General features: G+C 63.3%; 27 protein-coding genes. 17 read left to right on the forward strand and 10 right to left on the reverse strand.

The window, feature by feature from the left end; genetic code table 11:
* Positions 1–30 precede the first annotated feature (30 nt).
* The 4 genes from ACODNH_RS13790 (at position 31) to ACODNH_RS13805 (ending at position 4,746) form a co-directional block, all read left to right on the forward strand.
* Positions 31–471, forward strand: coding sequence for an NUDIX hydrolase (locus ACODNH_RS13790; protein ID WP_306705065.1), 441 nt, complete (start codon positions 31–33; stop codon positions 469–471).
* Positions 472–752: 281 nt separating this feature from the next.
* The gene (locus ACODNH_RS13795; protein WP_373567953.1) at positions 753–1,760 is read left to right on the forward strand and encodes a hypothetical protein; all 1,008 of its coding nucleotides are present in this window, start codon (positions 753–755) and stop codon (positions 1,758–1,760) included.
* Positions 1,761–1,809: 49 nt separating this feature from the next.
* Entirely contained in the window at positions 1,810–2,712 is a 903-nt protein-coding gene (locus tag ACODNH_RS13800; protein ID WP_306705071.1) for a diacylglycerol/lipid kinase family protein, read from the forward strand.
* A 105-nt stretch (positions 2,713–2,817) separates the two neighbouring features.
* Positions 2,818–4,746 (forward strand): SLC13 family permease, encoded by a 1,929-nt coding sequence (locus ACODNH_RS13805; RefSeq protein ID WP_306705073.1) that lies wholly within the window; start codon positions 2,818–2,820, stop codon positions 4,744–4,746.
* 18 nt (positions 4,747–4,764) lie between these two features.
* Here the strand turns inward: ACODNH_RS13805 and ACODNH_RS13810 are convergent, their stop codons facing one another.
* Positions 4,765–5,607 (reverse strand): PspA/IM30 family protein, encoded by an 843-nt coding sequence (locus tag ACODNH_RS13810; RefSeq protein WP_306705074.1) that lies wholly within the window; start codon positions 5,605–5,607, stop codon positions 4,765–4,767.
* A 60-nt stretch (positions 5,608–5,667) separates the two neighbouring features.
* On the opposite strand from ACODNH_RS13810, the gene ACODNH_RS13815 reads away from it, so the two are divergent.
* The 6 genes from ACODNH_RS13815 (at position 5,668) to ACODNH_RS13840 (ending at position 9,792) form a co-directional block, all read left to right on the forward strand.
* Entirely contained in the window at positions 5,668–6,261 is a 594-nt protein-coding gene (locus ACODNH_RS13815) for an alpha/beta hydrolase (RefSeq protein WP_306705075.1), read from the forward strand.
* Positions 6,262–6,396: 135 nt separating this feature from the next.
* Complete coding sequence (locus ACODNH_RS13820) at positions 6,397–6,570, forward strand: hypothetical protein (RefSeq protein WP_306705076.1); 174 nt, start codon at positions 6,397–6,399, stop codon at positions 6,568–6,570.
* A 66-nt stretch (positions 6,571–6,636) separates the two neighbouring features.
* Entirely contained in the window at positions 6,637–6,828 is a 192-nt protein-coding gene (locus tag ACODNH_RS13825) for a hypothetical protein (RefSeq protein WP_306705077.1), read from the forward strand.
* A gap of 77 nt (positions 6,829–6,905) precedes the next feature.
* Positions 6,906–8,567, forward strand: coding sequence for a CTP synthase (locus ACODNH_RS13830; protein WP_434530442.1), 1,662 nt, complete (start codon positions 6,906–6,908; stop codon positions 8,565–8,567).
* On the forward strand, positions 8,567–9,484 hold the full coding sequence (gene guaA, locus ACODNH_RS13835) for a glutamine-hydrolyzing GMP synthase (RefSeq protein ID WP_306705079.1): 918 nt from the start codon (positions 8,567–8,569) through the stop codon (positions 9,482–9,484). The genes ACODNH_RS13830 and guaA overlap by 1 nt, the downstream gene beginning before the upstream one ends.
* Positions 9,481–9,792 (forward strand): DUF7126 family protein, encoded by a 312-nt coding sequence (locus ACODNH_RS13840; protein ID WP_306705080.1) that lies wholly within the window; start codon positions 9,481–9,483, stop codon positions 9,790–9,792. Before guaA ends, ACODNH_RS13840 begins: the two co-directional genes overlap by 4 nt.
* A gap of 24 nt (positions 9,793–9,816) precedes the next feature.
* Here the strand turns inward: ACODNH_RS13840 and ACODNH_RS13845 are convergent, their stop codons facing one another.
* From ACODNH_RS13845 to ACODNH_RS13865, 5 genes are all read right to left on the reverse strand, one after another.
* The gene (locus ACODNH_RS13845; RefSeq protein ID WP_434530443.1) at positions 9,817–10,491 is read right to left on the reverse strand and encodes an MBL fold metallo-hydrolase; all 675 of its coding nucleotides are present in this window, start codon (positions 10,489–10,491) and stop codon (positions 9,817–9,819) included.
* A 69-nt stretch (positions 10,492–10,560) separates the two neighbouring features.
* Positions 10,561–11,673 carry a glutamate-cysteine ligase family protein gene (locus tag ACODNH_RS13850; protein ID WP_306705085.1) on the reverse strand — a complete coding sequence of 371 codons (1,113 nt, stop codon included), beginning with the start codon at positions 11,671–11,673 and terminating at the stop codon, positions 10,561–10,563.
* Positions 11,674–11,899: 226 nt separating this feature from the next.
* Positions 11,900–12,724 carry an aldo/keto reductase gene (locus ACODNH_RS13855; RefSeq protein ID WP_306705087.1) on the reverse strand — a complete coding sequence of 275 codons (825 nt, stop codon included), beginning with the start codon at positions 12,722–12,724 and terminating at the stop codon, positions 11,900–11,902.
* A gap of 80 nt (positions 12,725–12,804) precedes the next feature.
* Entirely contained in the window at positions 12,805–13,770 is a 966-nt protein-coding gene (locus ACODNH_RS13860) for a WD40/YVTN/BNR-like repeat-containing protein (RefSeq protein ID WP_434530444.1), read from the reverse strand.
* A gap of 206 nt (positions 13,771–13,976) precedes the next feature.
* Complete coding sequence (locus tag ACODNH_RS13865) at positions 13,977–14,945, reverse strand: molybdopterin-binding protein (protein WP_434530445.1); 969 nt, start codon at positions 14,943–14,945, stop codon at positions 13,977–13,979.
* 112 nt (positions 14,946–15,057) lie between these two features.
* Here ACODNH_RS13865 and ACODNH_RS13870 point away from each other — a divergent pair, with 112 nt between their 5' ends.
* The 3 genes from ACODNH_RS13870 to ACODNH_RS13880 all read left to right on the forward strand — a co-directional run bounded on the left by ACODNH_RS13870 (position 15,058) and on the right by ACODNH_RS13880 (position 17,453).
* Entirely contained in the window at positions 15,058–15,222 is a 165-nt protein-coding gene (locus tag ACODNH_RS13870; protein WP_434530446.1) for a hypothetical protein, read from the forward strand.
* A 128-nt stretch (positions 15,223–15,350) separates the two neighbouring features.
* The gene (locus tag ACODNH_RS13875; RefSeq protein WP_434530447.1) at positions 15,351–15,671 is read left to right on the forward strand and encodes a hypothetical protein; all 321 of its coding nucleotides are present in this window, start codon (positions 15,351–15,353) and stop codon (positions 15,669–15,671) included.
* A gap of 42 nt (positions 15,672–15,713) precedes the next feature.
* Positions 15,714–17,453 carry a histidine kinase N-terminal 7TM domain-containing protein gene (locus tag ACODNH_RS13880; protein WP_434530448.1) on the forward strand — a complete coding sequence of 580 codons (1,740 nt, stop codon included), beginning with the start codon at positions 15,714–15,716 and terminating at the stop codon, positions 17,451–17,453.
* A 9-nt stretch (positions 17,454–17,462) separates the two neighbouring features.
* On the opposite strand, the gene ACODNH_RS13885 is transcribed toward ACODNH_RS13880, so the two are convergent.
* The 3 genes from ACODNH_RS13885 to ACODNH_RS13895 all read right to left on the reverse strand — a co-directional run bounded on the left by ACODNH_RS13885 (position 17,463) and on the right by ACODNH_RS13895 (position 19,496).
* Entirely contained in the window at positions 17,463–18,158 is a 696-nt protein-coding gene (locus ACODNH_RS13885) for an SDR family NAD(P)-dependent oxidoreductase (RefSeq protein WP_306705099.1), read from the reverse strand.
* 91 nt (positions 18,159–18,249) lie between these two features.
* Positions 18,250–18,813: an NUDIX hydrolase gene (locus ACODNH_RS13890; RefSeq protein WP_306705101.1), complete on the reverse strand. Its 564-nt coding sequence runs from the start codon at positions 18,811–18,813 to the stop codon at positions 18,250–18,252.
* A 47-nt stretch (positions 18,814–18,860) separates the two neighbouring features.
* Entirely contained in the window at positions 18,861–19,496 is a 636-nt protein-coding gene (locus ACODNH_RS13895; protein ID WP_306705103.1) for a helix-turn-helix domain-containing protein, read from the reverse strand.
* 193 nt (positions 19,497–19,689) lie between these two features.
* Here ACODNH_RS13895 and ACODNH_RS13900 point away from each other — a divergent pair, with 193 nt between their 5' ends.
* The 4 genes from ACODNH_RS13900 (at position 19,690) to ACODNH_RS13915 (ending at position 22,308) form a co-directional block, all read left to right on the forward strand.
* Positions 19,690–20,103 (forward strand): SRPBCC family protein, encoded by a 414-nt coding sequence (locus ACODNH_RS13900; protein WP_306705105.1) that lies wholly within the window; start codon positions 19,690–19,692, stop codon positions 20,101–20,103.
* 112 nt (positions 20,104–20,215) lie between these two features.
* Positions 20,216–20,521 (forward strand): CGCGG family putative rSAM-modified RiPP protein, encoded by a 306-nt coding sequence (locus ACODNH_RS13905; RefSeq protein ID WP_434530449.1) that lies wholly within the window; start codon positions 20,216–20,218, stop codon positions 20,519–20,521.
* Entirely contained in the window at positions 20,522–21,595 is a 1,074-nt protein-coding gene (locus ACODNH_RS13910; protein ID WP_306705109.1) for a radical SAM protein, read from the forward strand. It begins immediately after the preceding gene.
* 65 nt (positions 21,596–21,660) lie between these two features.
* The gene (locus ACODNH_RS13915) at positions 21,661–22,308 is read left to right on the forward strand and encodes a helix-turn-helix domain-containing protein (RefSeq protein ID WP_306705111.1); all 648 of its coding nucleotides are present in this window, start codon (positions 21,661–21,663) and stop codon (positions 22,306–22,308) included.
* Between the two features lie 18 nt (positions 22,309–22,326).
* On the opposite strand, the gene ACODNH_RS13920 is transcribed toward ACODNH_RS13915, so the two are convergent.
* Entirely contained in the window at positions 22,327–23,487 is a 1,161-nt protein-coding gene (locus tag ACODNH_RS13920; protein ID WP_306705113.1) for a hypothetical protein, read from the reverse strand.

Consider the following 23,487-nt stretch of genomic DNA (forward strand, 5'->3'; position numbering starts at 1 on the left):
TGTGGTTGTCTCGCGATAGTTGCACTCCACGTGTCGAATCAGACCGTCAACCCAACGACTAGTGATTCCGCGACCGGTGGTTGCCTCCGTCCCGGTGCAAAAGCCCTCATCCGGTCGTCGGACGAGGTTTTGTTGGTGAAAGAGTACCACGCCGACGGAACGCCGTTCTGGACGCTCCCCGGTGGCGGGACTCAGCCAGGCGAGGACGACCGGGAGGCGCTCGAACGCGAACTCGCCGAGGAACTTGGGTGTCGGAGCGCGATCCACGGACCGGTAGCGACCATCTACTACGCTCACCACAGTCGCTCGCAGACGCTCTCAGCGTATCGTGTGTTCGGGTGTCAGTTGTTGGATCACCCCACTCCGAACGCCGCGGAGGGGATTCAGGCCGCTCGTTGGGTCCGGCCGGAATCGCCGCCGGCGCAGACGCTGCCGCAAGTCCGGTGGGTACTGCGGACTCACTACTGGTGACTGTCACGACGACCGAGCCGAATGCGGCGGCATTCCGGGTTGAGGCAGTCGAGACGCGGGTGGTCCGTCCGGTCACGTCGGTCACCGCCCCGTCAATGTTTACACCAACATTGCAGGGGCGCAATCCGAGACGCTGGAACTGATGACGAACGACACTGACGCCACCGACAACTGACTGGCCCATTCAGGGGTGACGCCGCCCCGGCCGGAGGCTTTTCTGCCTGGCAGGAGTCCGGGACGGTGTGCCATCCCCCTCTGCCGAGAGCCAGTTGAGCGACACCATGCGAGAGCGCGCCGCCGGTGACACCCGGCTCCTCTGGCTCCTCCTCGATGCGAACCGCTGGCTCGTCACCAGCCTCCTCTCGGCCGTCCTGTTCTGTGGGATTCTCGCCGTCGGGCTCTTGCATCCTGAACCGGCCATGACGCTGTTGACTCGCGGCGACCCGGTCGAAACGCTGTTTCAGGCGCTGATTACGGGGACGATAACTGCCGTTACGCTGGTCCTGACACTCAATCAGCTTGTCCTGTCGCAGGAACTCGGTGCGGCCGGCGACCAGCGCGAACGGATGAACGGGGCGATGCAGTTCCGCGCCGATGTGGCCGACGCCGTCGACACGCCGGTCAGTCCGGCAGAGCCCTCGGCGTTCCTCCGGTCGCTGGTTCGCGGGACCGCCGAGCGAGCTGAGAATGCCCAAAACGTCGTCGATGAGACGACCCTTGATGACGACCTGACGGCGTTGCTGTCGAACTATCTGGACGCCGTACTGACCAACGCCGACAGCGTTACCGATCAACTCGACGGCGGAACCTTCGGCGAGTTCGATGTCGTCAAGGCCGCGCTAAACTACAACTACTCCTGGAAGCTGTATGCTGGGCGGCGGATTCGCGAAGCCTACGCCGACGAACTCACCGACGAGATCGACGACTCACTTGCGGAACTCGTCGAGACGCTCGAACTGTTTGGTCCGGCTCGAGAACACTTCAAAACGTTGTATTTTCAGTGGGAACTGTCCGACCTCTCTCGGACATTGCTGTACGTCGCCATCCCGGCGCTTACCGTCGCAATCACCTCATTGTTGTTCCTCGATGTGCAGGATTTCGTCGGCGTCACAGCCGGCGTCCCCGACGCGCTGTGGCTCCTCGCGGTGACGACGACAGCATCGCTGCTTCCGTTCACAGTCCTGATTTCGTACATCCTCCGTATCGTCACAATAACTAAGCGAACGCTCGCAATTGGCCCATTCATCCTCCGTGAGACGGACCGGAGTGTCGACGTCGACTGGGAGTGACGCCGTTACATCACCACGGTATAAGTGCTGGTCTGGACTCGCTAGTACTATGCAGATTGGCTCGCGTCGGTGCATTCTCAATCCCGTCAGCGGCGATGGCGAGCACGCCGACTACGTTCCGCGGCTGATGGCGGCACGCGGGTTCGAGGTGTACGAAACCGAGGCAGCGGGCGACGCAGTCGAACTCGGCCGCGAGGCCGGGCGGGCCGAGGCCTCTGAGGTCGCCGTCTGTGGTGGCGACGGGACGGTGAACGAGGTCGTCCGCGGACTCGATGACGCCGGCCACCTCGACTCGGTGACGCTGAGCGTCATCCCGGCCGGAACGGCGAACCTGCTGGCCGGGAACATCGGTGTCAAGGACATCGAACACGGCGTCGAAATCGCCGACACCGGAGAGACGCGCCCGGTTGACGTGGGTGTCGCCGGCGACGAACCGTTTCTGGTGTCCTGTATCGCTGGCCTTCCTGCCGACGCTAGCGTCTCGACTCCGGGCGACCTCAAGGAGCGGTTCGGCACGCTGGCGTTTCTGCTCACTGGCGCACAAGAGGCGCTCCGCTTCGACGGGCTCGATATCACTATCGCGGCTGTCGGCGAAGACGGACCATTCACCTGGTCCGGCGAAGCCACCTGCCTGCTGGTGGGCAACGCTCGCAAGTTCGTTGCCGAAGGCGGACAGGCAAACATGGAAGACGGCCTGCTTGACGTGGCCATCGTCGAACAGATGCCCACGGGAAACCTCGTCGCGGAGGCCATCGGCCAGCGGCTGCTGACGCTGGACACTGACGGAGTGACCCACGTCCGGGCGGATGAAATCACAGTCGCCGGACACGGCGAGCAACTCACGTTCAGCCGCGACGGCGAACTCAGTACGCACGAGACGCTGTCGCTGTCAGTGCGTGAGACCGCACTGACGCTCCGGGTCGGCCCGGGATACGAGCCGGACCCGACGTGACAAGATGGCGCGACCGGTGGGCGGCGGTGAGCGAAGTGAGTCCGCTCGCGAAACCCCCTGACGGCGTCCCGGATGTTTTTATCGCCGTCCGCCGAGAGGGGTGGTATGCCCTCGCTCTCGATGGGCGCGCTCGTGGTTTTCGCGCTCGTCGCCGCCGCCCTGACGCTGTTTGTCACCGAATGGCTCCCGCCAGACATGACGGCCATCGCCGTCCTCGTCGCGTTGGTCGTGCTGGAACCGTACACCGGTGTCCCGGCGCGGACAGCCATCGAGGGGTTTGCCAGCCCGGCGGTGGTCACTATCGTTGCGATGTACATTCTCAGCGCCGGCGTCGAATCGGCCGGTGTTGTCGACTGGCTGGCCGGGCGGCTCGCGGCGCTGACGGGCGGTGACGAACGGCGTCTGCTGACCGCCATCGTCGGCACGACGGGCGTCAGCGCGGGCTTCGTCAACAACACGCCGGTGGTCGCGGTCTTCATACCGCTGGTCACCGGGCTCTCGGAGCGATACGGTATCTCACCGTCGAACCTGCTGCTGCCGCTCTCGTTCGCCGCGATGCTCGGCGGGACGCTCACGCTGGTCGGCACTGCGACGAACTTACTCGCGAGCGACCTTTCGGCGCAGTTACTCGGCCGGCCGTTCTCGATGTTCACGCTGACGCCTGTCGGCGTGGTCGTTCTCACTGTCGGCGTGGGCTACCTGCTGACGGTGGGTCGGGCGCTCGTCCCCGAACGCATCCACCCCGCAGCCGACTTCACTGAGGAGTTCGAGATGGATCGCCACCTGTCGCAGCTACGGGTTCGCGAGACGTCCCCGCTGGTCGGGCTGACGGTGCAGGAAGCGCTCGAAGGCAGCGTCCCTGTCGACGCGGTTGAGGCGGTTGTTGAGGTGGTCGACACGGGGGAATCACTGCCGACCGAGGCTACCGTTGAGCAGGTCCTTGCCGTGAGTGACCCGCTCGATGTCGACGTGCTCCAGATTGACCGCAACGGCGAGTCGTTCTTCGCGACGGCCACCGATCGGCCGCTCGAACCCGGCGACGTGCTGACGGTCCGTGGGAACCGTCAGGCTGTCAACCAACTCGCACAGACGCTCGACCTGCGGGACCTCGCCCGCGAGTCCGTTACAGCGGACCTACTGGCGGAGAGCGGTCACCCGGGCATCCTCGCGGAGGCCGTCATCGACAGGGAGTCGCGGCTCCGCGGGCGAACGCTCGCCGACGTGCAACTTCGCAGTCGATTCGACGTGACGGTCCTCGCCGTCCGCCGCGGTGACGAGATCATTCACGAGGACCTCACAGCAGTCGAACTGTCCGCCGGCGACCTGCTCTTGCTCCAGACGCCCCTTGACGAAGTGGGACATCTTCAGGATGAGGGCTACCTGACCCTGACAGAGGGCCCTCCCGAGCTGTTCGACGCGCTCGACGGCGGCCAGCCCTCGCTCGACGCCGCTGCGGCGGTCCCACTCGTGACCTTGCTTGCTGTCATCGCGCTTGCGGCACTGGACCTCCTCCCGATCTACATCGCCGCGCTGGGCGGCGTCGTCGCCACGGTGGCGACCGGCACGCTAAGCGCGTCGAAGGCCTACGACGCGGTGAGCTGGAACGTTGTGTTCCTGCTCGCCGGGTTGCTCCCACTGGGGCAGGCGATGCAAGCCACTGGCGGGGCCGCGTTCGTCGGCGCGCTCCTCGTTGACGCCGCCGGCGTCCTCCCGCCGCTCGCGCTGCTGGCGCTGGTGTACCTCCTGACTGCCGTCCTCGCCAGCGCCATCACCCCGGCCGCGACCGTCGTGTTGATGATCCCGATTGCCGTCGCCACCGCCGCTGAAATCGGCGTTTCCGGGTTCCCGTTCCTCGTTGTCGTGACGTTCGCGGTCGCGACGGCCTTCCTGACGCCCATCGGCTACCAGACGAACCTGATGGTGTACGGCCCCGGCGGCTACCGCTTCACCGACTTCGCGCGTGTCGGCGGACCGCTACAGCTGCTTCTGTGTGCAGCTACGACGCTCTCGGTGTCGGTTGTCTGGCCGCTATAAAACTCCCGTGTCGCCGCGTTACTGCTCGTCTTCTTTCAGCTCATCCAGTTCTGACTCGACCTCGCTCTCGTCGACGTCGACTTGTGTACTCTCGTCGGTGAGTTCCTGTTCCAGTTCGGCCTCGGAGACGTCCGCATCGCTCGACCCGCTGTCGCCGTCCTCGGCTTTCCCCATCTCTGCTTTGAGCGTGTCGAGTTCGGCGTCGACTGACCCTTTCTGTCGGACCTCTTCAAGCTCCCGTTCCAGTGAACTCTCATCCGATATCTGACTTTCGAGGACGCCGTCCTCGCGGAGTTCGTCCATCGCCTGCGAACGGGCTTCCATGTCCTCGGTGCGTTCCTCCGCGCGCTCGATAGCCTGATTGATGTCCTGCATCTCGTCGCCCGCGCCGGTCATCGCCTCGTTGACGCGCGCTGACGCCTTGGCGGCCTCGTGGCGAGCCTTCATCGTCTCCTTTTTCGTGCGGAACTGCTCGATCTGTTTCTGCAGTTCGTCTTTCTGCTCGACTAGCTGGTCCTGTTGGCTCTGTAAGTCCTGTATCTGGCCTTCCAGGTCCTCAATCTGGCTCATCTTCTGCTTTTTCTTTTCCAGCGCCTGGCGGGCGAGGTCCTCGCGGTCCTGCTCGACAGCCTGGCGCGCCTGTTCGTTGTGCTTCTCGACGTTCTCTTCGAGGCGGCGCTTCTGTATCTCCAGTCGCTTCTTCTGGGTCGTCAGGTCCGCAATGCCCTGTTTGACGTCCTGCAGTTCGTCACGCAGCTGCTCGTAGCTGTAGTCGAGGGTCTCTGTCGGGTCCTCCGCTCGGTTCAGGACGGCGTTGAGCTTGGAGCGGATGACGTACGACGCGCGCGAGAGGATTCCCATGTATGCGCATTGGTCTCTCCAACCTTAAATTTCTTACAGAGGGATGACGAGTGAACACGTATGACTACCGTCGGGATACCGGGCGGGCGAGATGTCACCGCATCGCTCGACCGGCCGGCATCGGATGCCGTCGTCGTCGCGTGCCCGCCCCATCCGCAGTACGGCGGTAAGCGGTCGGACACGCGCCTGAAAGCGGTCAGTGATGCGCTGGCCCCCGATATCGGCTGTCTCCGCTTCGACTACGGCGCGTGGGACGAGGGCCGTGGCGAGCGGGCCGACGCCGAAAACGCGCTGGTATGGGCCGACGAGGGGTACGACGCAGTCGGCCTGTTTGGCTACAGTTTCGGCGCGGCTGTGGCGCTCTGTGCGGCCGCTGAACACGACACTGCGGCCGACCCCGTGGCCCTGTCAGTGCTTGCACCACCGGCCGGAGTGACCGAGCACCTCGACGTTGTTGCCGCGCTTGAGGCCATCGACTGTCCAGTGCAGGTCGTGGTCGGGGAGCGCGATGCGACAGTGGACTGGGACCCGGTCGTCGACCGGGCCACCGAGCTGGGCCAGACAGTTGAGCACCTGCCAGCCGACCACCATTTCGTCGGTCAGAGCGGCCGTATCGGCGAGACAGTTGGGCCCTTTCTCCGCGACCACCTGTAGCTGCTGGGAACCCACTGTTCAGGGTCCGTGGTCGATTCCTGTCGCCAGTTCAGCGCCCAGTGAACGTATCGTTCAGGCCCCACACCTGCTGGATAGTATCGAAAGACAGAGGCGCTGTCGGCTCGATTTTCAATCATGGATCGCCCGCTCGCGTTCGCTGCTGTGTCGTTTCTCGCCACGCTGGTGACGCTGTTAGTACTGATGCAGACGGCACTCGTCGCGGGCGGGCCGGCACGGGCGCTTGTGCTCGCCTCGGCTGGTGCTATCGGGACGTACTTCGCCATCCGATCCGGCGTGCTCAAGTCCTGACCGTCGCCGAACCCGCCCACGGATACCGAAGGTACATTTATACTATATACTGATAAATAATGTTGTATGTCAACGCGAACCAGGGCGGCGGTGTCTCACTCGACACGGCACGGCGTCGTCTCGCTTCTGGGTGGGTTCGTCGCCGGCTACCTGCTGTTCATCGCAATCGGCTCCAGTCCCGGTGATGCGCTGTTCTCGGCGCTGTCGCTGGCTGTTCTCGTGGCAGCGTGGCGCGTCCTCACGCAGCCGTCACTGTAGTCGCGTTGACACTGCGACGGGGTGGCGAACAGTGCGCGCTCCGAAACCGTTTAGACTACGCGGGGTTCACCGTCGGTATGCCGACCGAACCCGAAACGGACTACGACCCAGAACTGGGTCGGAAGTTCATCTTCGTCACCGGTGGCGTGATGTCTGGCCTGGGGAAAGGCATCACCGCCGCCAGCACAGGTAGATTACTCAAAAACGCCGGGTTCGACGTTACAGCGGTCAAGATTGACCCGTATCTGAACGTCGATGCCGGTACGATGAATCCCTTCCAGCACGGCGAGGTGTACGTGCTCAAAGACGGCGGGGAAGTCGACCTCGATCTGGGGAACTACGAGCGGTTCCTCGACATCGACATGACCTTCGACCACAACGTCACGACGGGGAAGACCTACCAGCACGTCATCGAGAAGGAGCGGTCCGGCGACTACCTCGGTCGCACGGTCCAGATTATCCCGCATATCACCGACGATATCAAGCGCCGTATCCGCGAGGCCGCCGAAGGCAACGACGTCTGTATCATTGAAGTTGGCGGCACGGTTGGAGACATCGAAGGGATGCCGTATCTCGAAGCGCTCCGACAGTTTGCCCACGAGGAGGACGAGGACGATATTCTCTTTACCCACGTCACGCTCGTCCCCTACTCGAAAAACGGCGAGCAGAAGACCAAGCCGACCCAACACTCTGTGAAGGAACTGCGCTCTATCGGTCTTCAGCCCGACATTCTGGTCGGCCGCTGTTCGGACAAACTCGACATCGACACGAAGGAGAAGATCGCACTGTTCTGTGACGTGCCGACGGAAGCAGTCTTCTCGAACCCGGACGTCGACGATATCTATCACGTCCCGCTGATGGTCGAGGAGGAAGGCCTCGATCAGTACGTGATGGAAGAACTGGACATCGCCTCGGAGGCGCTGCCGGAAGACGAACGGGAGAACCGCTGGCGCGACCTCGTCACCCAGAACACCGAAGGCGAGGTCGAAGTCGCGCTTGTCGGCAAGTACGACCTCGAAGACGCCTACATGTCCGTCCACGAGGCGCTGAAACACGCCGGCCTGGAGAAGAACGTCGACGTGAACGTCCGGTGGGTCAACTCCGAGAAAATGAATGACCACCATGCTGACCGGATGCGCGAGGCCGATGCTATCGTCGTGCCGGGCGGCTTCGGTGCCCGCGGCACGGAGGGTAAAATCGAGGCGATCCGGTACGCCCGCGAGAACGACGTTCCGTTCCTCGGGCTGTGTCTCGGCTTCCAGATGGCTGTCGTCGAGTACGCCCGCAACGTACTGGATCTGGACGCCGCCCACTCGGCGGAACTGGACGAGGACACGCCACACCCCGTCATCGATATCCTCCCCGAGCAGTACGAAATCGAGGACATGGGCGGGACGATGCGGCTGGGTGCTCATGAAACCGAAATCAACGCGAACACGCTCGCCGCAACGCTGTACGGCGGCGAGTCCTGCACGGAGCGGCACCGCCACCGCTACGAGGTCAACCCCGAGTACATCGACGACCTCGAAGCCGCCGGGCTGAAGTTCTCTGGCTACGCCGAAAACCGTATGGAGATACTCGAACTCGAACCCGAGGACCACCCCTATTTCATCGGGACGCAGTTCCATCCGGAGTTCCGCTCCCGGCCGACGCGTGCCAGCCCGCCGTTCGTCGGACTGCTCGAAGCAGTCCTTGGCGACGACCCCCACACTGCGACGACTGAGGAGGTGAGCCACTGATGGTGAACGTCGACGAGTTCATCGAGGAGGCGAAAGCCGAGATCGCCGACGAGATCGGGGACAAGCACGCCGTCATCGGGCTTTCCGGCGGTGTTGACTCCTCGACGGCCGCCGCGCTGGCCTACGAGGCTATCGGCGACCAGCTCACCGCCGTCTACGTCGACACCGGGCTGATGCGGAAAGGCGAGACCGACGAGATCCGTGAGACGTTCGATTACATGGATTCGCTGCGCATTGTCGAGGCACAGGACCGCTTCCTCGACGAACTCGAAGGCGAGACCGACCCCGAGGAGAAGCGCCATATCATCGGCGAGCAGTTCATCCGGGAGTTCGAGACGGTCGCCCGCGAGGTTGACGCCGACTACCTGGTGCAGGGGACCATCTACCCCGACCGCATCGAGAGTGAGGGGACGATCAAGTCCCACCACAACGTCGGTGGTCTCCCCGAACGCATCGACTTCGACGGCATTGTCGAGCCGATGCGGGACCTCTACAAGGACGAGGTCCGTGAGGTCGCCCGCGCGCTCAACCTCGAAGAGATCATCTCCGAGCGGATGCCGTTCCCCGGTCCGGGACTCGCCGTCCGGATCATCGGCGAGGTCACCGAGGAGAAACTGGCGGTGGCCCGCGAGGCCAACCACGTCGTCGAGGAGGAACTGGAGGAGTACGAGCCGTGGCAGGCGCTCGCTGCCGTCATCGGCAAGGCCACGGGCGTCAAGGGCGACAACCGCGTCCACGGCTGGGTCGTCGCCGTCCGCTCCGTCGAGAGCCGGGACGGAATGACCGCCCGCGCACAGGAACTCGACTGGGACACGCTCCAGCGTATGCAGTCGCGCATCACCGGGGCCCACGAGAACGTCGCCCGCGTCGTCTACGACGTGACCCACAAACCGCCGGCGACAATCGAGTACGAATGAACGTCGTTCTCGTCGGCTCGGACCCCAACGGACTCACGGACGCGCTCGAAGCCGAGGGACACACTGTGACGGTCGCTGACGTGGGCAACCGCCCCGGGCTGGAGGAGGCCGGCATCCACGAAGCGGACGTGTACCTGCTGACTGAGATGTCACAGGCGACCTCCATCGCCGTCGCCAAGGACCTCAACCCCGACCTCCGGATCGTCGTCTACGCAGAGGGCTCCCTGCCCGATTTCGCCAGCCGACAGACGGACCTCGTCGTCGACCCGGGCCTGCTCGGTTCCGACGCGGTCGCCGAGGAACTGTAGCGCAGTCCCACACGGTCCGGTTACTCACACCGTCGCCGCGAGGCGGTCCAGCCGCTCTGAGCCGTTTTTTTCGAAGGGAACGCCATGGCCCGGCACAGCAATCTCAAACTGTGGTGCGCGCTCGGCAAAATCTCTGACACTCCGGGCAACGGCGTCGGTATCGTAACTCAACAACCACGGTGACGGCTCGAAGCGGCCGCTGTCCTCACGGACGAGGTCACCTAGCAGTCCCAGTGACAGCGACTCGCTGACGTAGCAGACGTGCCCTGGCGTGTGTCCGGGGGTGTGATAGGCGGTGAAACTCCCGACGGTATCGCCGTCGGCCAGGGGGATAACGTCGTTGTCCGGTGCGTCGACGAACGGTGAGACGAGTCGCTGGAACGCACCCTTGTGGTTTCCCAGCGGCGGCGACCGCTCACCGGTGACCAGCGGCGCGTCCCGCTTGCCGACGTAGATGGGCACGTCGATGCCGTCGAAGGCGGTTAGTCCGCCGACGTGGTCGAAATCGAAGTGTGTGAGGAGGATTCGGTCAAGATCCCGGAGTTCGTAGCCGGCCTCGCTCAGGCCGGCGACGAGCCCGTTCCCGTGCCAGGGCAGCCCCGTGTCCACGAGCGTGAGCGCGCCGTCGTCGTCAACGAGCGTCGCGTTGACGCCCGTGAGATCGTACCACCAGACATCATCGTCGAGCGCCGTTACCATAGCGCGGGATTGGTGTGGCGATTCCTAAACCCTTGGTCACCACTCCGTCTCGGCGAGCCGACTCCGGTTCTAATCGAGTGCGACCGGCGCAGCCTGTCGCACATCGTCCTGAAGTCGGTCAGCGTGTTCGAGCCGAGTCTCGCGAGCATCGTGAGGTGTGACCGGTTCCGGTCTGTCGAACGTCGGCGCGACCGGCTCGTACGCGTCCACATCGAATCCCATCCGGTCGAGATACGACCGAACGCTGTCCGAGGTGGCTCCGTCCCGGATAGCGTCGTTCGCGTATGCAAGGACAGCATCGAACTCTGGGAGCACGATTTCGTCGTCGGTAACGCGGCCCGTTTCGCCCTCGATACGTACTTCGGTTTCCCTGAGGTGGTCCATGAGAGACGCAACAGCATCGGCGAGTTGCAGGACCTGACTCGGGAGTGCAGCGTCGGGCGACCGCCACTCGACGGTGCCGAACTCGGCCCGAAGCTGGACCGGCGTCCAGATCGTGCTTTCGGGCTCGAAGTTCGCTGCGACAGTCCGGCGGTCGACACCAGCGTCGACAGCCGCGGTCACGAACTCATCGTAGCGCCGTTCGAGCCGGCGGTCCCACTCCGCAGTGTCGTCGAGATACGACCACAGCCAGCCCTGGTGTGGCACTGAGTTGTACGCCATCCAGCGGTACAGCTTCGAGCGCGCACTGTCGGCCAGCCGCCGGCCACGGAAGTACGGCGAGGATGAGACGAGCGCTAGCGCGGGGTCAATGGCAATCAGCGCGTTCAATTGGTCGATTTCCCGCCCCGACTGCTGTTCGACATGGATGTGCGTGCCGGCACAGTGGCGGACGTACTCGAAATCGTCGCCGACGACACAGTTTTGAATCCGGGTCCGGTCACACGGAATCTCCTGAATCTCGTCAGCGTTGACTGGGGTCGAAAGCGGCACGAGCCGTTTCCCGAGGTCGTCGGCCCGTCGCAGCACAGACCCGAGCCGGCCAAGGAGTTCCTCGCGCAGTTCTGTCGCTGTCTCACACGGGGTCGTCTTGACTTCCAGCAGGGGCTCGACGAACTCCCGCTCTGCCCCAGGGGTTGCGTCGACGAGCGCGCCCGGTTCGACCAGCCGGCCCGCGTCGTCGATGACCCAGTACTCCACTTCGATGCTCCGTCGTATCGGATCGGATTCGTGTACTGACACAGTGGCCTCGCTGTGGGTTCATCGGTGTGTTCCCGCGCCGAAATCCAGTGGTAACACACCACACAAAAGATGCGGCCAGACGGCTTATCATAGTTGTGTGATTAGTAATATTTGCCACACCATGCGCCACGATTGCGGGGGTAAACGCTACAAAATACTTCATACGTGCCACCACCCGCCGAATCCTCTCCTATCCAGAGATCGTTGGTTCGAAACGGAACACCGCTCAGAACGGCAACTGTGACCGGACGAACTGCACGCCCGTCTTGACCTTTGACGGGTCCCGAATCCGCTCCATCTCCGCGTCGGTGAGTTCGAAATCAAAGATCGCCATGTTCGCTTCCAGATGCTCGCGGCTCGATGCCTTCGGAATCGCGGCTACGCCTTCCTGCTGGACCAGCCACCGGAGCGCGACCTGCGCCGGGGATTTCCCGTACCTGTTCCCGATCTGGATGAGCGCGGGGTCGTCGAGGACGCCGCCGCGAGCCAGTGGGCTATACGCGGTCAGGAGCACGTCGTGAATGCGACAGTAGTCCAGCAGTTTCCGCTGGTCCCAGTAGGGATGGTACTGCACCTGATCAGTGAAAATAGGGGCTGAAGAGATGCCTCGTGCTTTGTCCAGCAGCGACGGCGAGAAGTTGCTGACGCCGATGTGTCGAACTAGCCCCTCCTCGACGAGGTTGTTCATCGCGCCGAGAGTCTCGGATAGCGACGCCATCCACGGCGTGTTCGGCCAGTGAATGAGCAGGAGGTCAAGGTAGTCTGTTCCCAGTTTATTCAGGCTCTCGCGGGTCGACCGGCGCACACTGTGCTCGTCGCGGTTGGACCCGTCGAGCTTCGTCGTCAGAAACACGTCCTCGCGGTCGACCGTGGTGGCGTCCATCCCCAACCCGACCTGCCGCTCGTTGCCATACGCCTGTGCGGTGTCGATGTGGCGATAACCCATCTCCAGGGCCGTTTCAACGGTCTCACGGCAGGTATGGCCGGTGAGCTGCCACGTTCCGAGGCCGAGTGCGGGGACCGAGGTTCCTTGGACCTGAATGTCGTCCATGTACGGTGTTGGAGGGGGCCGGTGAAAAGTCAGTGGCTCCGATGTGTCGCGGCCTCGAACCAGCCAGTGCTACTGTGGCGTCACTTCTCGAGGATAGTCCCGCCAGAACCGACCGCGATGTCGGTGCCGCCCCGGACGACGGCCTTCAGGTTCTCGCCGGCAGGAGTCTCCTCCTGTGTCCAGTCGCCACCGCTGAGGGCGTACACCTTGCCGCCGCCACCGACCGTGTAGCCAGTACTGTCGTCGTCGGTGACCTCGATGTCGCGCAGGCCGGCGTCGCCGGTGTCAGTCGGCATCCACTCGGAGCCGTTCCAGTGGAATATCATGCCGCCACCGCCAGAGACCCACACGTCGTCCGGGCCGTCGGAGTCGACGCCGTAGAAGTTGACGTTGGCATCGGCGAGGCCGATCTTGTTCCACGTTGCGCCGTCATCGGTGACGAAGACGCTCTTGTTGCCGTCGACGATGTGGCCCGAGCGAACCCCGTGGAAGTCGACGGCGTTGATGGCTGACCCGGACCCGGGTGTGGTGTAGTCCCACGTCTCACTCGCGCCGTTCTCGAAGCTGTAGTACATCTTGCCCGAGTCGCCGGCGACGTAGACGTTCGCCTCGCCGGCGGTGCCGGTCACGGACACGTCGTTGAAGTTGTTGGTGACGTCCATCGGGGCGCTGTGGTCGGTGAGGACGCCCGACTCCACGTCGTACTCGCCGATAGCGCCCGACGCGCCGACGAACCAGAGGGCCTTGCCGTCGTCGGTCACGTCGGCCCCGTAGAGGCTGTTGCCGTTGCCAGTCGGGCCGCCGCCGATGACCTTCTGCCAGCCCGTACTAGTTCGTTCGAGGACGATACCACCACCCGCCACCGCGTACGCACCGGCCGTAGTGTACTCGACATCGTGGAGGGTGTTCCCGGTCGGGGACTCGACGGACTCCCAGGGACCGGCCGCCGCAACCGTCCCGGAGAGGGCCGCCCCACCCAGTGCAGCCGCAGCTGTCGCGCCGATACCTTTGAGCACGCCGCGTCGTGTCGCGTTGCGATCGGACATGACACCCGGTCCTGTGGACTGTCTTCACTTCAATGGGGGGCGCAGTTAACGACCTTTCACGGCGATTTATCCGTTTAAACGGCCGATATCTAGAAGTACAAGCCGTCGGCATCGGAAAAATTGGTGGCCCGGATCGAACCGGCAAATATCACGTTAAGCCGGGTAAACGGACACAAGACTGATAACATGCATCCGCCGGCTGTAGGTCAGGACAATTCAGCGACAAGGGATGGGGCCTCCGCCGCGATGATCTCGTCGATAGCGACACGGGCCGCCGCTGGGTCTGCGGGCAGGCAAAACACTGGTGTCCCGTCGGCTATTCCGGCCGTCGCGCGGACAGCGATGACACTGGTCCCCTGTTGCTCGAAAAGAAGGCCCCGGTACACCTCCTCAAATCCCGGCAGGGCCTTCTCGAACAACGGGTGGACCGCTTCGAGCGTCTGCTCCGACGGGGCGACACCGAGGCCACCGGCAGTGACGACGACTGCAACGTCGTCACGCCCGACCAGTCGGTCGACGGCTTCCTGGATGCCGTCGTAGTCTCCTCGAAGGCGCTCACGGGCTGTGACTGTCTGGCCGGTCGCTTCGAGTGCTGTCTCCACCGCCTCGCCCGTCGGGTCGCCTTCCTCTGTCGCTGTCCCGACCGTGACGACGGCAGTGGCAACCGACTGCTCCTGCGCCGCGTCTGTCTGGGTGGCTGTCTGCGCTGTCGTCTCATCCGTCGTCTGAACCGCTGCTTTCTCCCCCGACTGAGCGGCTGATCGGGTCTCAGTGTGGGGTTCTTCCTGTGGGCCCTCGTCAGGTCTCTGTGTCGCCTCGGCAGTCACTTCAGCGTCCTGTGTTTCAGCCGTTGATTGGCTGTCCGCACTGTGATCCGCCGCCTCGTCGATTCGCTCCGTCACAGAGCTGTCAGTTTCGGGCTCCGAGGTAGACTCGTCACTGTTCTCTGCGGTATCATCCGTTCCAGAGGTATCTGGGCTGTCAGCCTCATTTGGGACTCTGTCGTCATTCCTCGTCGCTGTATCCGCTGCTTCGGTGGGTTCCGAACTAGTGGCCGCGTCGTCAGTCTCGGCTGCTGCGGATTCCTCGTCGTCCCCCGTCTCGGCCTCATCTATCTCCTCGTCCTCCCCGTCAGTCGGACCCCGGCGTGTGTCACGGGACTGGAAATCCACCATACTACTCCATCGGCTGCGGTGAATAAATACCCTGACGACTGTTTGCGGAACTGCAATACATATAATATCTGAAACCGATACGCTTAAAATATAGCAAGAAGAAAGAAAATGTATGGCTGAGAGATACCACGTCGTCTGCCATGAGTGTGCGTTCGAGGGACTCTACGAAGACTCGTCGGTCGCGGAGGGGCAGCGGGACGCACACGTTTCCGACAGCGGCCACCGGATGAGCCTGCGTGACATCTCACGCCAGGAAGCACCCGGTCTGTCGCAGTAGCGGGACCGTTAGCGTTTTGCGCACGCTTGCCTGACTCCGAAATATGCAGCCACGTTGTTCCGTCGGTATTACTGGAGGTGGGCCCATCGTGACGCACCGTTCGAGCAGGTGCGACGGGGTGCGTGCCGATGGCTGACGACGAGTCCGGCTACGTCCATCGCCCTGACACGGAGCCACAGTCCACAGAGATGTCACGTGCGGACAGTGAAACGGGCACGGAAGCCGCCGACGGTCCCGAGTTCGGAACGAGCGGCTGGATTCTGGTCGGGATGATTGGCGTGGCGTTCCTCCTCGTTCCTGGCGCAATTTTGCTCTTGCCGGCCGCCCAGACCGTCATCAGTAACTTCGGGCTCACGCTCCGGGACGCCTATCTCACGCTCCCGCTTGTTCCGGCGTTCGCACTCGGTGCGCTTGCGGTCTGGTCTGCGCTCCGTTCGCAGTCGAAGTGACCGAGAATAGTTATGTCAGGGACGCCTTTGCTAGGCTACTGAATGGTCCTGTCGCCGCTTACTGTCGTTTTATTGTCGGGTGTTGTCGGTATGGCTGTCGCCTTTCTGGTGTGGCTCCACCGGGACCGGCCAGGGGCAGGACCGCTGGCAGTGTTCGTCGTCGCGGCGAGCCTCTGGGCTGTTGCGTACGGTATCGAACTCGCTGTGCCGGGGTTATCCACCATGGAGCGCCTCGTTCAGGCACAGCTGACGCTCTCAGTAATCATCCCTGTCGCGTGGCTCGTGACGGTTATCGAGTACACGGGGCACCCACACTGGCTCACGCAGCGCCGAACAGCGCTGTTGCTCGTCGAACCGGCGGTGTTTGTCACGCTCGTGTGGTCGAATCACGCCCACGAACTCATCTGGTCCGGCCACGGGACACAATCCGTCTCCGCATCGTCGGTAGCCCTCGCTCCCGCGTACGAAGTCATGTACTGGGGGCACATGTCCTACATACTGCTGTTGATTCTCGCCGGCGGTGTCCTCCTGTTGCGGATGCTGTTCCGGTCGAACCAGGTGTTTCAGGGCCAAGGGGTCGCATTGTTGCTCGCCATCGCCGTCCCGACGGTCGTCCAGACGCTGTTCGTGCTCGGTGCGGTACCGACTCCGTTCAACCCGACGAGTCTCGGGTACGTCGCGTCGGGGGCCGTCCTCTCGGTCGCCATCCTCCGCGGGCAACTACTTGATGTGGCGCCGGTGACCCGGGAACTGGGTCGGGAAGCTATCTTCACGGAAATGGACGACTTCGTCATCATTGTCGACGACGAGCGCCGCATCGTCGATGTCAATGCGGCCGCCACGGCGCTGTTCGACGGAGACCAGAACTCGCTTCTGGGCCACTCGCTACCGCATACGTCACCGGCACTTGCCGAGACGGTCCCTGACCCCGGTGAGCGAACGCAAACCGAGACGGCCCTCGAACGCGACGGCAGCGTCCGCTACTACGACGTGCGCGTGATACCGCTGTACCGCGCGTACGGCGTTGTCTCGGGCCATCTTATCAGCCTTCGGGATATCACAGACCGCCGACAGCGCGAGCAACGACTGGACGTGCTCAACCGCTTGCTCCGTCACGATATCCGAAACGAAATGAACGTCGTCAAGGGGAACGCGGACCTGCTCAGGGATACGGCCGACGCCGACGAACGCGAACGACTCAACCGTATTATCAGCACGGTCGACGACATCGTCGATCGCAGTAACAAGATTGGCCGAGTCACGGAGGCTCTAGAGACCGAACAGCACAGCTCGACACCGCTTCAGAAACTGCTGGACTCGGTCATGAACGATGCGCAGGGCCGCCATCCTGACGTGGCGATCACGCTCACCTGCGAGGATGATCTCTGGATACGGGGTGGTCCATCGGTCCTCATCGCGCTGGAGGAACTTGTCGAGAACGCTGTCGAACATCAGGCGACCGATGCGGGGCCAGTCGCGGTCGAAATCACGGCGACACGGGCCGATGGAACGCCGGGCGTCCGTGTGGCCGTTCATGACAACGGTCCCGGTATCACAGATCACGAGCGTGAGGTCATCCGCTCGGGGACCGAAACGCCGCTCAAACACGGTTCCGGCGTTGGGCTCTGGCTCGTCAACTGGATCGTCCGGAACCTTGGCGGCCGGATGTCGTTCCCCGACACGGACGAGCCGGGAACGACTGTGGAACTGCAACTGCCGGCGGCTGAGCCAGCCCACGCGACGGACGTATCAGCGGCGGCCCACAGCGAGAACGCTGATTGATCGCGGCTGCTACCACTCGATTTCAGCTCTGTCGCGCCAGAACCGCCCGCTTGGCGCATCGGGTCGGAACCGAGCGAGCCAGACTGGTGTTTCAGCCCCTTTTTCGGGCGTTCGTGGGGCGCTCCCCTCAGTCATGTCCGTCTGAACGTAGCCCGGACACACCGAGTTGGCGATGAGGCCGTCGGCCGCGTACTCGCCGTCGAGGTACTTCGTCAGCCCGTTGACGCCTGTCTTCGAGATGCGGTAGGCCGGCGTGCCGCCTGACTGGCTCTCGGTGATAGCGCCCAGCCCGGAGGACATGGTGACGACGCGGCCGCCCGCCTCGGCCAGCAACAGCGGGAGGGCATACTTCGTCATGAGCACCGCTCCCCGGAGATTCGTGTCGAGGGTGTGGTCGATAACATCGGTCGGCATCTCATCGAGCGGCTCCCGTGAGTCCATCACACCAGCGTTGTTGATCAGCACGTCGAGCCGGCCCTGCTCGCGCTCGATGCGGTCGACCGCGGCGACCATCCCGTCGTCGGTCACGTCGAGTTCGATAGCGTGGCGGTCCGTAGCCGCGATGTCGTCAGTATCACGAGCGCCGGCGTACACCGTCGCGTCGAGGTCGACCAGCCTGTCGGCGATTGCCTTCCCGATGCCCCGCGTGGCTCCGGTGACGAGCACGATCTGACCGTCAAGGGAGTCGTACAGCGGAACGTCCATACCCGGGGTTAGGCGGCGGGGCCGAAAAGAGGGCGGGTCAGGGTGGCGTCACTGCAATACCTGTCGACCGTGCTGTCAGTGAGCGTCGGCGTTACCGTTCCTCGTCCCGGCGCATCGCAATTTCGAACCATGGACAGAGGCGGAGCTGACGGTAGTACTCGGGGTGTTCGCGGAGTCGCTCGTAGGGAACCCACATGAGGCCGTCGACCTCCTCGGGATTCGGTTCCAGTGAGGTGTCGTGGAGCGTGGCCTGCAAGACCGCACAGACTTCCCATTCGAGGCCGGCGTTCTCGTAGTAGCGCTTGTACTCGAACCGATCGGTCACGCGGAGATTCTGGTACTGTGAAGGGTCGATACCCAGTTCCTCTTCGAGCCGTTCCTCGGTGGCTTCGACCTGTGTCTGGCCTTCGACGGGGTGGGAGGCGACGGTGCCGTCCCAGTGCGTATCCCAGAGGCGTTTGTTTGCCGCGCGCTGTGCGAGCAGGATTCGGTCGTTCTCGTCGAACAGCAGGGCGGTGAACGCGCGGTGGCGGACTCCCTCGCCGGTGTGGGCGTCCAGCCGATTGACCAGCCCTTCCTTGTTGTCGTCGGCGTCTACCGCGATAACCTCCTGTCGGGCGTTTTCGTGCGTCTCGTCGACCGCGTCGGAACTCATATGTCGTACCTCTCACAGAGGCGCGTATTACGCGCTTCGACTTCCCGTCACCGCGCGGGGAGGTCCGAAACGAACTGCTTGAGTATCTGTTCCTCCGCGCGGTGGAGCGTCTCGCTGCAGGTCGACTTCGCGATACCGACGCGGTCCGCCAGTTCCGTCAGCGAGCACTCCCGTGGCGTGTCGTAGTAGCCCGCGTCGATGGCCTCTTGAACCAGCTCCAGTTGGCTATCAGTGAGTATCTGCTCGGTTTCGAGGTGTTGCTGGATGCGGTCAACATTGAATGAGATACCGAACTCTTCCAGTTGCTCGCCGAGTTCGGAGAGCCGCTCCTGTGGCGCTGATATCTCCCAGACGGCTTCGCCGTTGGACAGGGTAAACGGCATCTCAAGCGGGACACCCGAGCCCTGCACCGGGAAGAGCAGGAGTGGCATCGAGGTCTCGAACTGCACCAGTGCGCTGTCGTCCCGGTGAGAGAGTATCTCAAGAGTCGTGACCGACTCGCGATTTTCAATATCACGGAGAACCGCTGGGAGGTCGTCCGATGTGATCTCCGCTAACCCGACACCGGAGTCCTCGCCGGGGAGCGCAGACAGGATGCGAAACGTCGCGTCGTCGTACGCTCGCGAGACGTCGCCGATCCAAATCTCCTCCGGAATCGTGAGCGTGAGTTCAGCGTGTGGCATTGGTGTATCCGAATATATTCGCCCAACCCCCGCGGCGATATTCCCGAACATGTTCGTTTAGTTTGGGTGAGGATAAGAAACTTGGGGCGTACTGTCACACGCTGTCAACACGAGGCTAAGCCGGTCAAAACCACAGCGTCGAACATCTCCGGGTATGGCGAACGCTTATTCCGCCGGCCACTGGCCGTCTGGTATGGAGCGTGTCTCACTGACCCAGATGGTCCCGGCCGATCCAGAAACAGTCACTGCCCTCATAACTGACGTGGAGCCGTTTATGCTTGCGGCAGGGTTCGACGAGGTAACACTCGACGGCGACGACCTCGGCATCACGAACCGCGTCGGACTCTTCGAAATCGAACTGGACCTCGAAATCGTCGAGACTGACACAGTGCTGCGGTACGAGCAGCAGCAAGGTATCTTTGAGTCAATGATGACAGAATACACCGTCGAGGCCGTCGACGGCGGGACCGAAGTCACGGCGACGACGGAGTACAGCGCACTCGACCTCCCGGTCCTCGGCGAGATGATCGATTCGACCGTGATCTCGCGACAGCGCAAGAAGGAACTGAACAAGCAGTTCGACTGGCTCGTCGATCAGGTGTCGTAGCGGGACGTGTGATAGCGGCTGTTCGGAGATCGACTCTCTGCTATCCGGTGTGTATAGTAACCCGAACATCTTCGGGAGAGGACCGAGGGACGCCCGCCGATAACGGGTACATATGAGCCACTCCCACGAGGACGTGTCGCCGGTCACGACCGAGGTTCACGACAACTCCTGGTCGGCGAACCTGGAGACGCCCGCACACGCCGAAGACTCCGACTTGGTCGTCGAACAGTCCATCGACGCCGTCGAGATGACGACGGCTGGGAATCACGTCAATCTGGTGAGCCACGCCGACCACGGCCACCCGGAAACCTATCTGTTCGACGCGCTGGAGGAAGCGTTCGGTGAGACGATCACAACGGAGTACGTCCAGCAGTGTGGCTGTGGGGGCCACGTTACCCGCGTCCACCGGGAGGCATAGATGCGCGGGAAACTCGACCTTGACGAGCAGCCGCTTGTGCTGATCTGGGAAGTGACACAGGCCTGTGAACTGGCTTGCAAACACTGCCGGGCCGACGCCCAACCCCGCCGACATCCCGACGAACTCTCGACGGCAGAGGGGAAGGCACTGCTGGATCAGGCCCGCGACTTTGGCGACGGCCAACTGGTCGTCCTCTCGGGCGGGGACCCGCTCGCTCGGGAAGATCTCCCGGAACTCGTCGACTACGGGACCGAGCAGGGGCTTCGGATGACGCTGACGCCCAGCGGGACGAACTCCATCACGCGAGACCGACTAATCGAACTCGACGACGCCGGACTCCGGCGGCTGGCCCTGTCCATCGACGGCGGCGACAGCGAGTCTCATGATACCTTCCGGGGTGAGTCCGGGAGCTTCGAGGCGACGATGGAGGCCGCCGAGGCGGCTCGTGACCTCGATATTCCACTGCAGATCAACACCACCGTCAGTGCAGAAACGGTCGAGCAACTGCCGGCTATCCGGAACCTCGTTGCGGACCTCGACGCGGTGCTGTGGTCGGTGTTTTTCCTCGTTCCGGTCGGCCGCGGGCGAGTGTTGACGCCGATTGATCCCGAGCGAGCGGAGCGCGTGCTGTCGTGGCTCCACGAGGTCAGCGACGAGGCCCCGTTCGGCCTCAAGACGACTGAAGCGCCCCACTACCGGCGGGTCGCGATGCAGAATCAGGAGGAGGGGGCCAGCGGGCTCAAACGCCGGAGGGGCATTCGCGCTGGCAAGGGATTCGCCTTCGTGAGCCACACCGGCGAGGTGTTCCCCTCCGGGTTCCTGCCGAAATCGGCTGGTAGCGTCCGCGAGGAAAGCGTCGTAGACATCTATCGGGAGTCATCCCTGTTCCAGCAACTCAGGGATGATGACGCGCTGACGGGCAAATGCGGGGCCTGTCGATACCGAACAGTCTGTGGCGGCAGCCGGTCGCGGGCGTATGCGACGACAGGGGACCCGCTGGCTGCGGACCCGCTGTGTGACTACCAGCCGGATGGGTTCGAGGGATCGGTTCCCGATCAGCACCCAGCAGATTGAGGGGGTTTTTCACTCCGTGGGAACGCGCCTCGCCCGTTTTGTAACGTGGTGTCACAGTATCTCATATGAGCGACTCCGGCATCAGAGTGGAGCTGTCGGTCGACACCCCCGGGGCCTGTCCAGTGGCGAGCGTCTCAGATGAGGCGGGCACGGCAGTGACCGATGTCGCCCGAAGCAGCCCAGATGCAGACGGGCAAGTCATCGAAGAGTTCACCGCCACGGACACTGACGACGGGGAAATCGAAGCACGGGAAGACATGGACAAAGTGTTCGCGACAGGCAATGGGACGCGCTACCAGTTTTCTCGGTCGCGAACTGAGTGCGTCTGCGAGGCGGTCGAAACATATGACTGTCCGGTCGCGGATATCCGTGCCGAGGGCGGACAGCTCCACCTGACCTTCCACGTTCCCGATGTCGACCGGGTTCGCGCTATCGTGACGCGGCTGAAAGAACTGTATGACGGCGTCTCGCTCCGATCGATGCGGCGGAACGGCGACGTTGACCCGGTGGACTCGATTCTTGTCGACCGAAGTAAACTCACCGACCGGCAGCAAGAAGTGCTCGAAACCGCCGTTGAGATGGGGTACTTCGAGTATCCGAAAGGAGCCAACGCTGGCGACGTGGCGGCGGAACTGGATATCTCTGTCTCGACGTTCGCGGAACACCTCGCCGCCGCCCAGACGAAACTGCTCGACAGCATTGTCGCGGAGTAGGCTCGTGACGGGGAGCTCCTACTGCCATCGGCGAGCGAATGCCGCTAACAGGAGATACGTATAGCAGAGTGCGCCGACAACGCCAGCCACTGTGCCGACTGATCTCATCCAGCCGAACCGACCGATGAGACCGAGTAGTTGTATGCCGAGTCCACCACCAAGCAGCCCAATCGACAGCAGCGCAGTCCGGTCATCAGCGTAGGGCCAGACGCCGACGGCCGGCGGATAGAACTGGAACGTCGCCCCGACCACAGTGAGTCCGAGAAAGCCCGCCAACATCGCCCGATAGTGTGCGCTGACCAGCGCCGGGTCCCGACCGGTTGCGGCGATAATCAGTCCGAGTCCGATACCGACGACCCCGAACACCACTGCCAGTAGCACCGCGTAGAACCCGACTCGACGGCGCTCCGACCGCAGGAACAGGACCAGATATGACAGCGTGAATCCTGCGACCGCGATAGCCTCGATGACGCCACCGACGAGGAGAAGTCCGGGTTCGAACAGCCCGAAGCCGAGCAATGCGGGACCGACAGCGCCGGCAGCGATGACTACCGTAACGATCGGTCGCGGCGCTTCGGCAACCAGAAACCGGGGAAACAGCCGGAAACCGACGCCGAAGACGAACAGCGCGGCTGTCCCCGTAGCGAGCAAGTGCGACAGTTGTTGGGGGAGTACCGACCCGAAGCCGGCGACGGTAACGAGCGCACCACCGGTCGCAAGTGCGAGGTAGCCGAGCGCTATCGGGACTGCGACGTTGGCAGTCCGGTCGACCGGCTCCCTGTGGGCGTTTGGACCGCCGGTCCCTGTTGCCACGCCAGTGACGTTGTCGCGAATTGTCCATCCTAGCGTGCTGAGAAACACTGCGACGCCGCCGGCCCAGAGCGCAGTCCCGACTGGTCGGAGCCACGGTGGACCGAGCGGTGTAAGCGCCAGCCCTGTTGTGCCGAGGACGGACAGCGGGAACTGGACGGCAGGCCCCAGTTCCCACGCGAGGTCCCGATCGAAGTACGACGGCACAAGCGCGTAAGCCTTCCCGAACAGGACGTGCAGGACGAACCCGTACAGACCGAGCGTGACGACCACGCGGCGGGGCGCTGCGACCGCCATCGCGGCGTGGAAGCCGATGAAAAACAGCGCGCTGGCGGTGACGAACCACCGCGAGGCACGCTCGGGTCGCAT

The organism is Haloarcula sp. NS06, assembly GCF_051122755.1.
In the GTDB taxonomy this organism is placed as follows: Archaea; Halobacteriota; Halobacteria; order Halobacteriales; family Haloarculaceae; genus Haloarcula.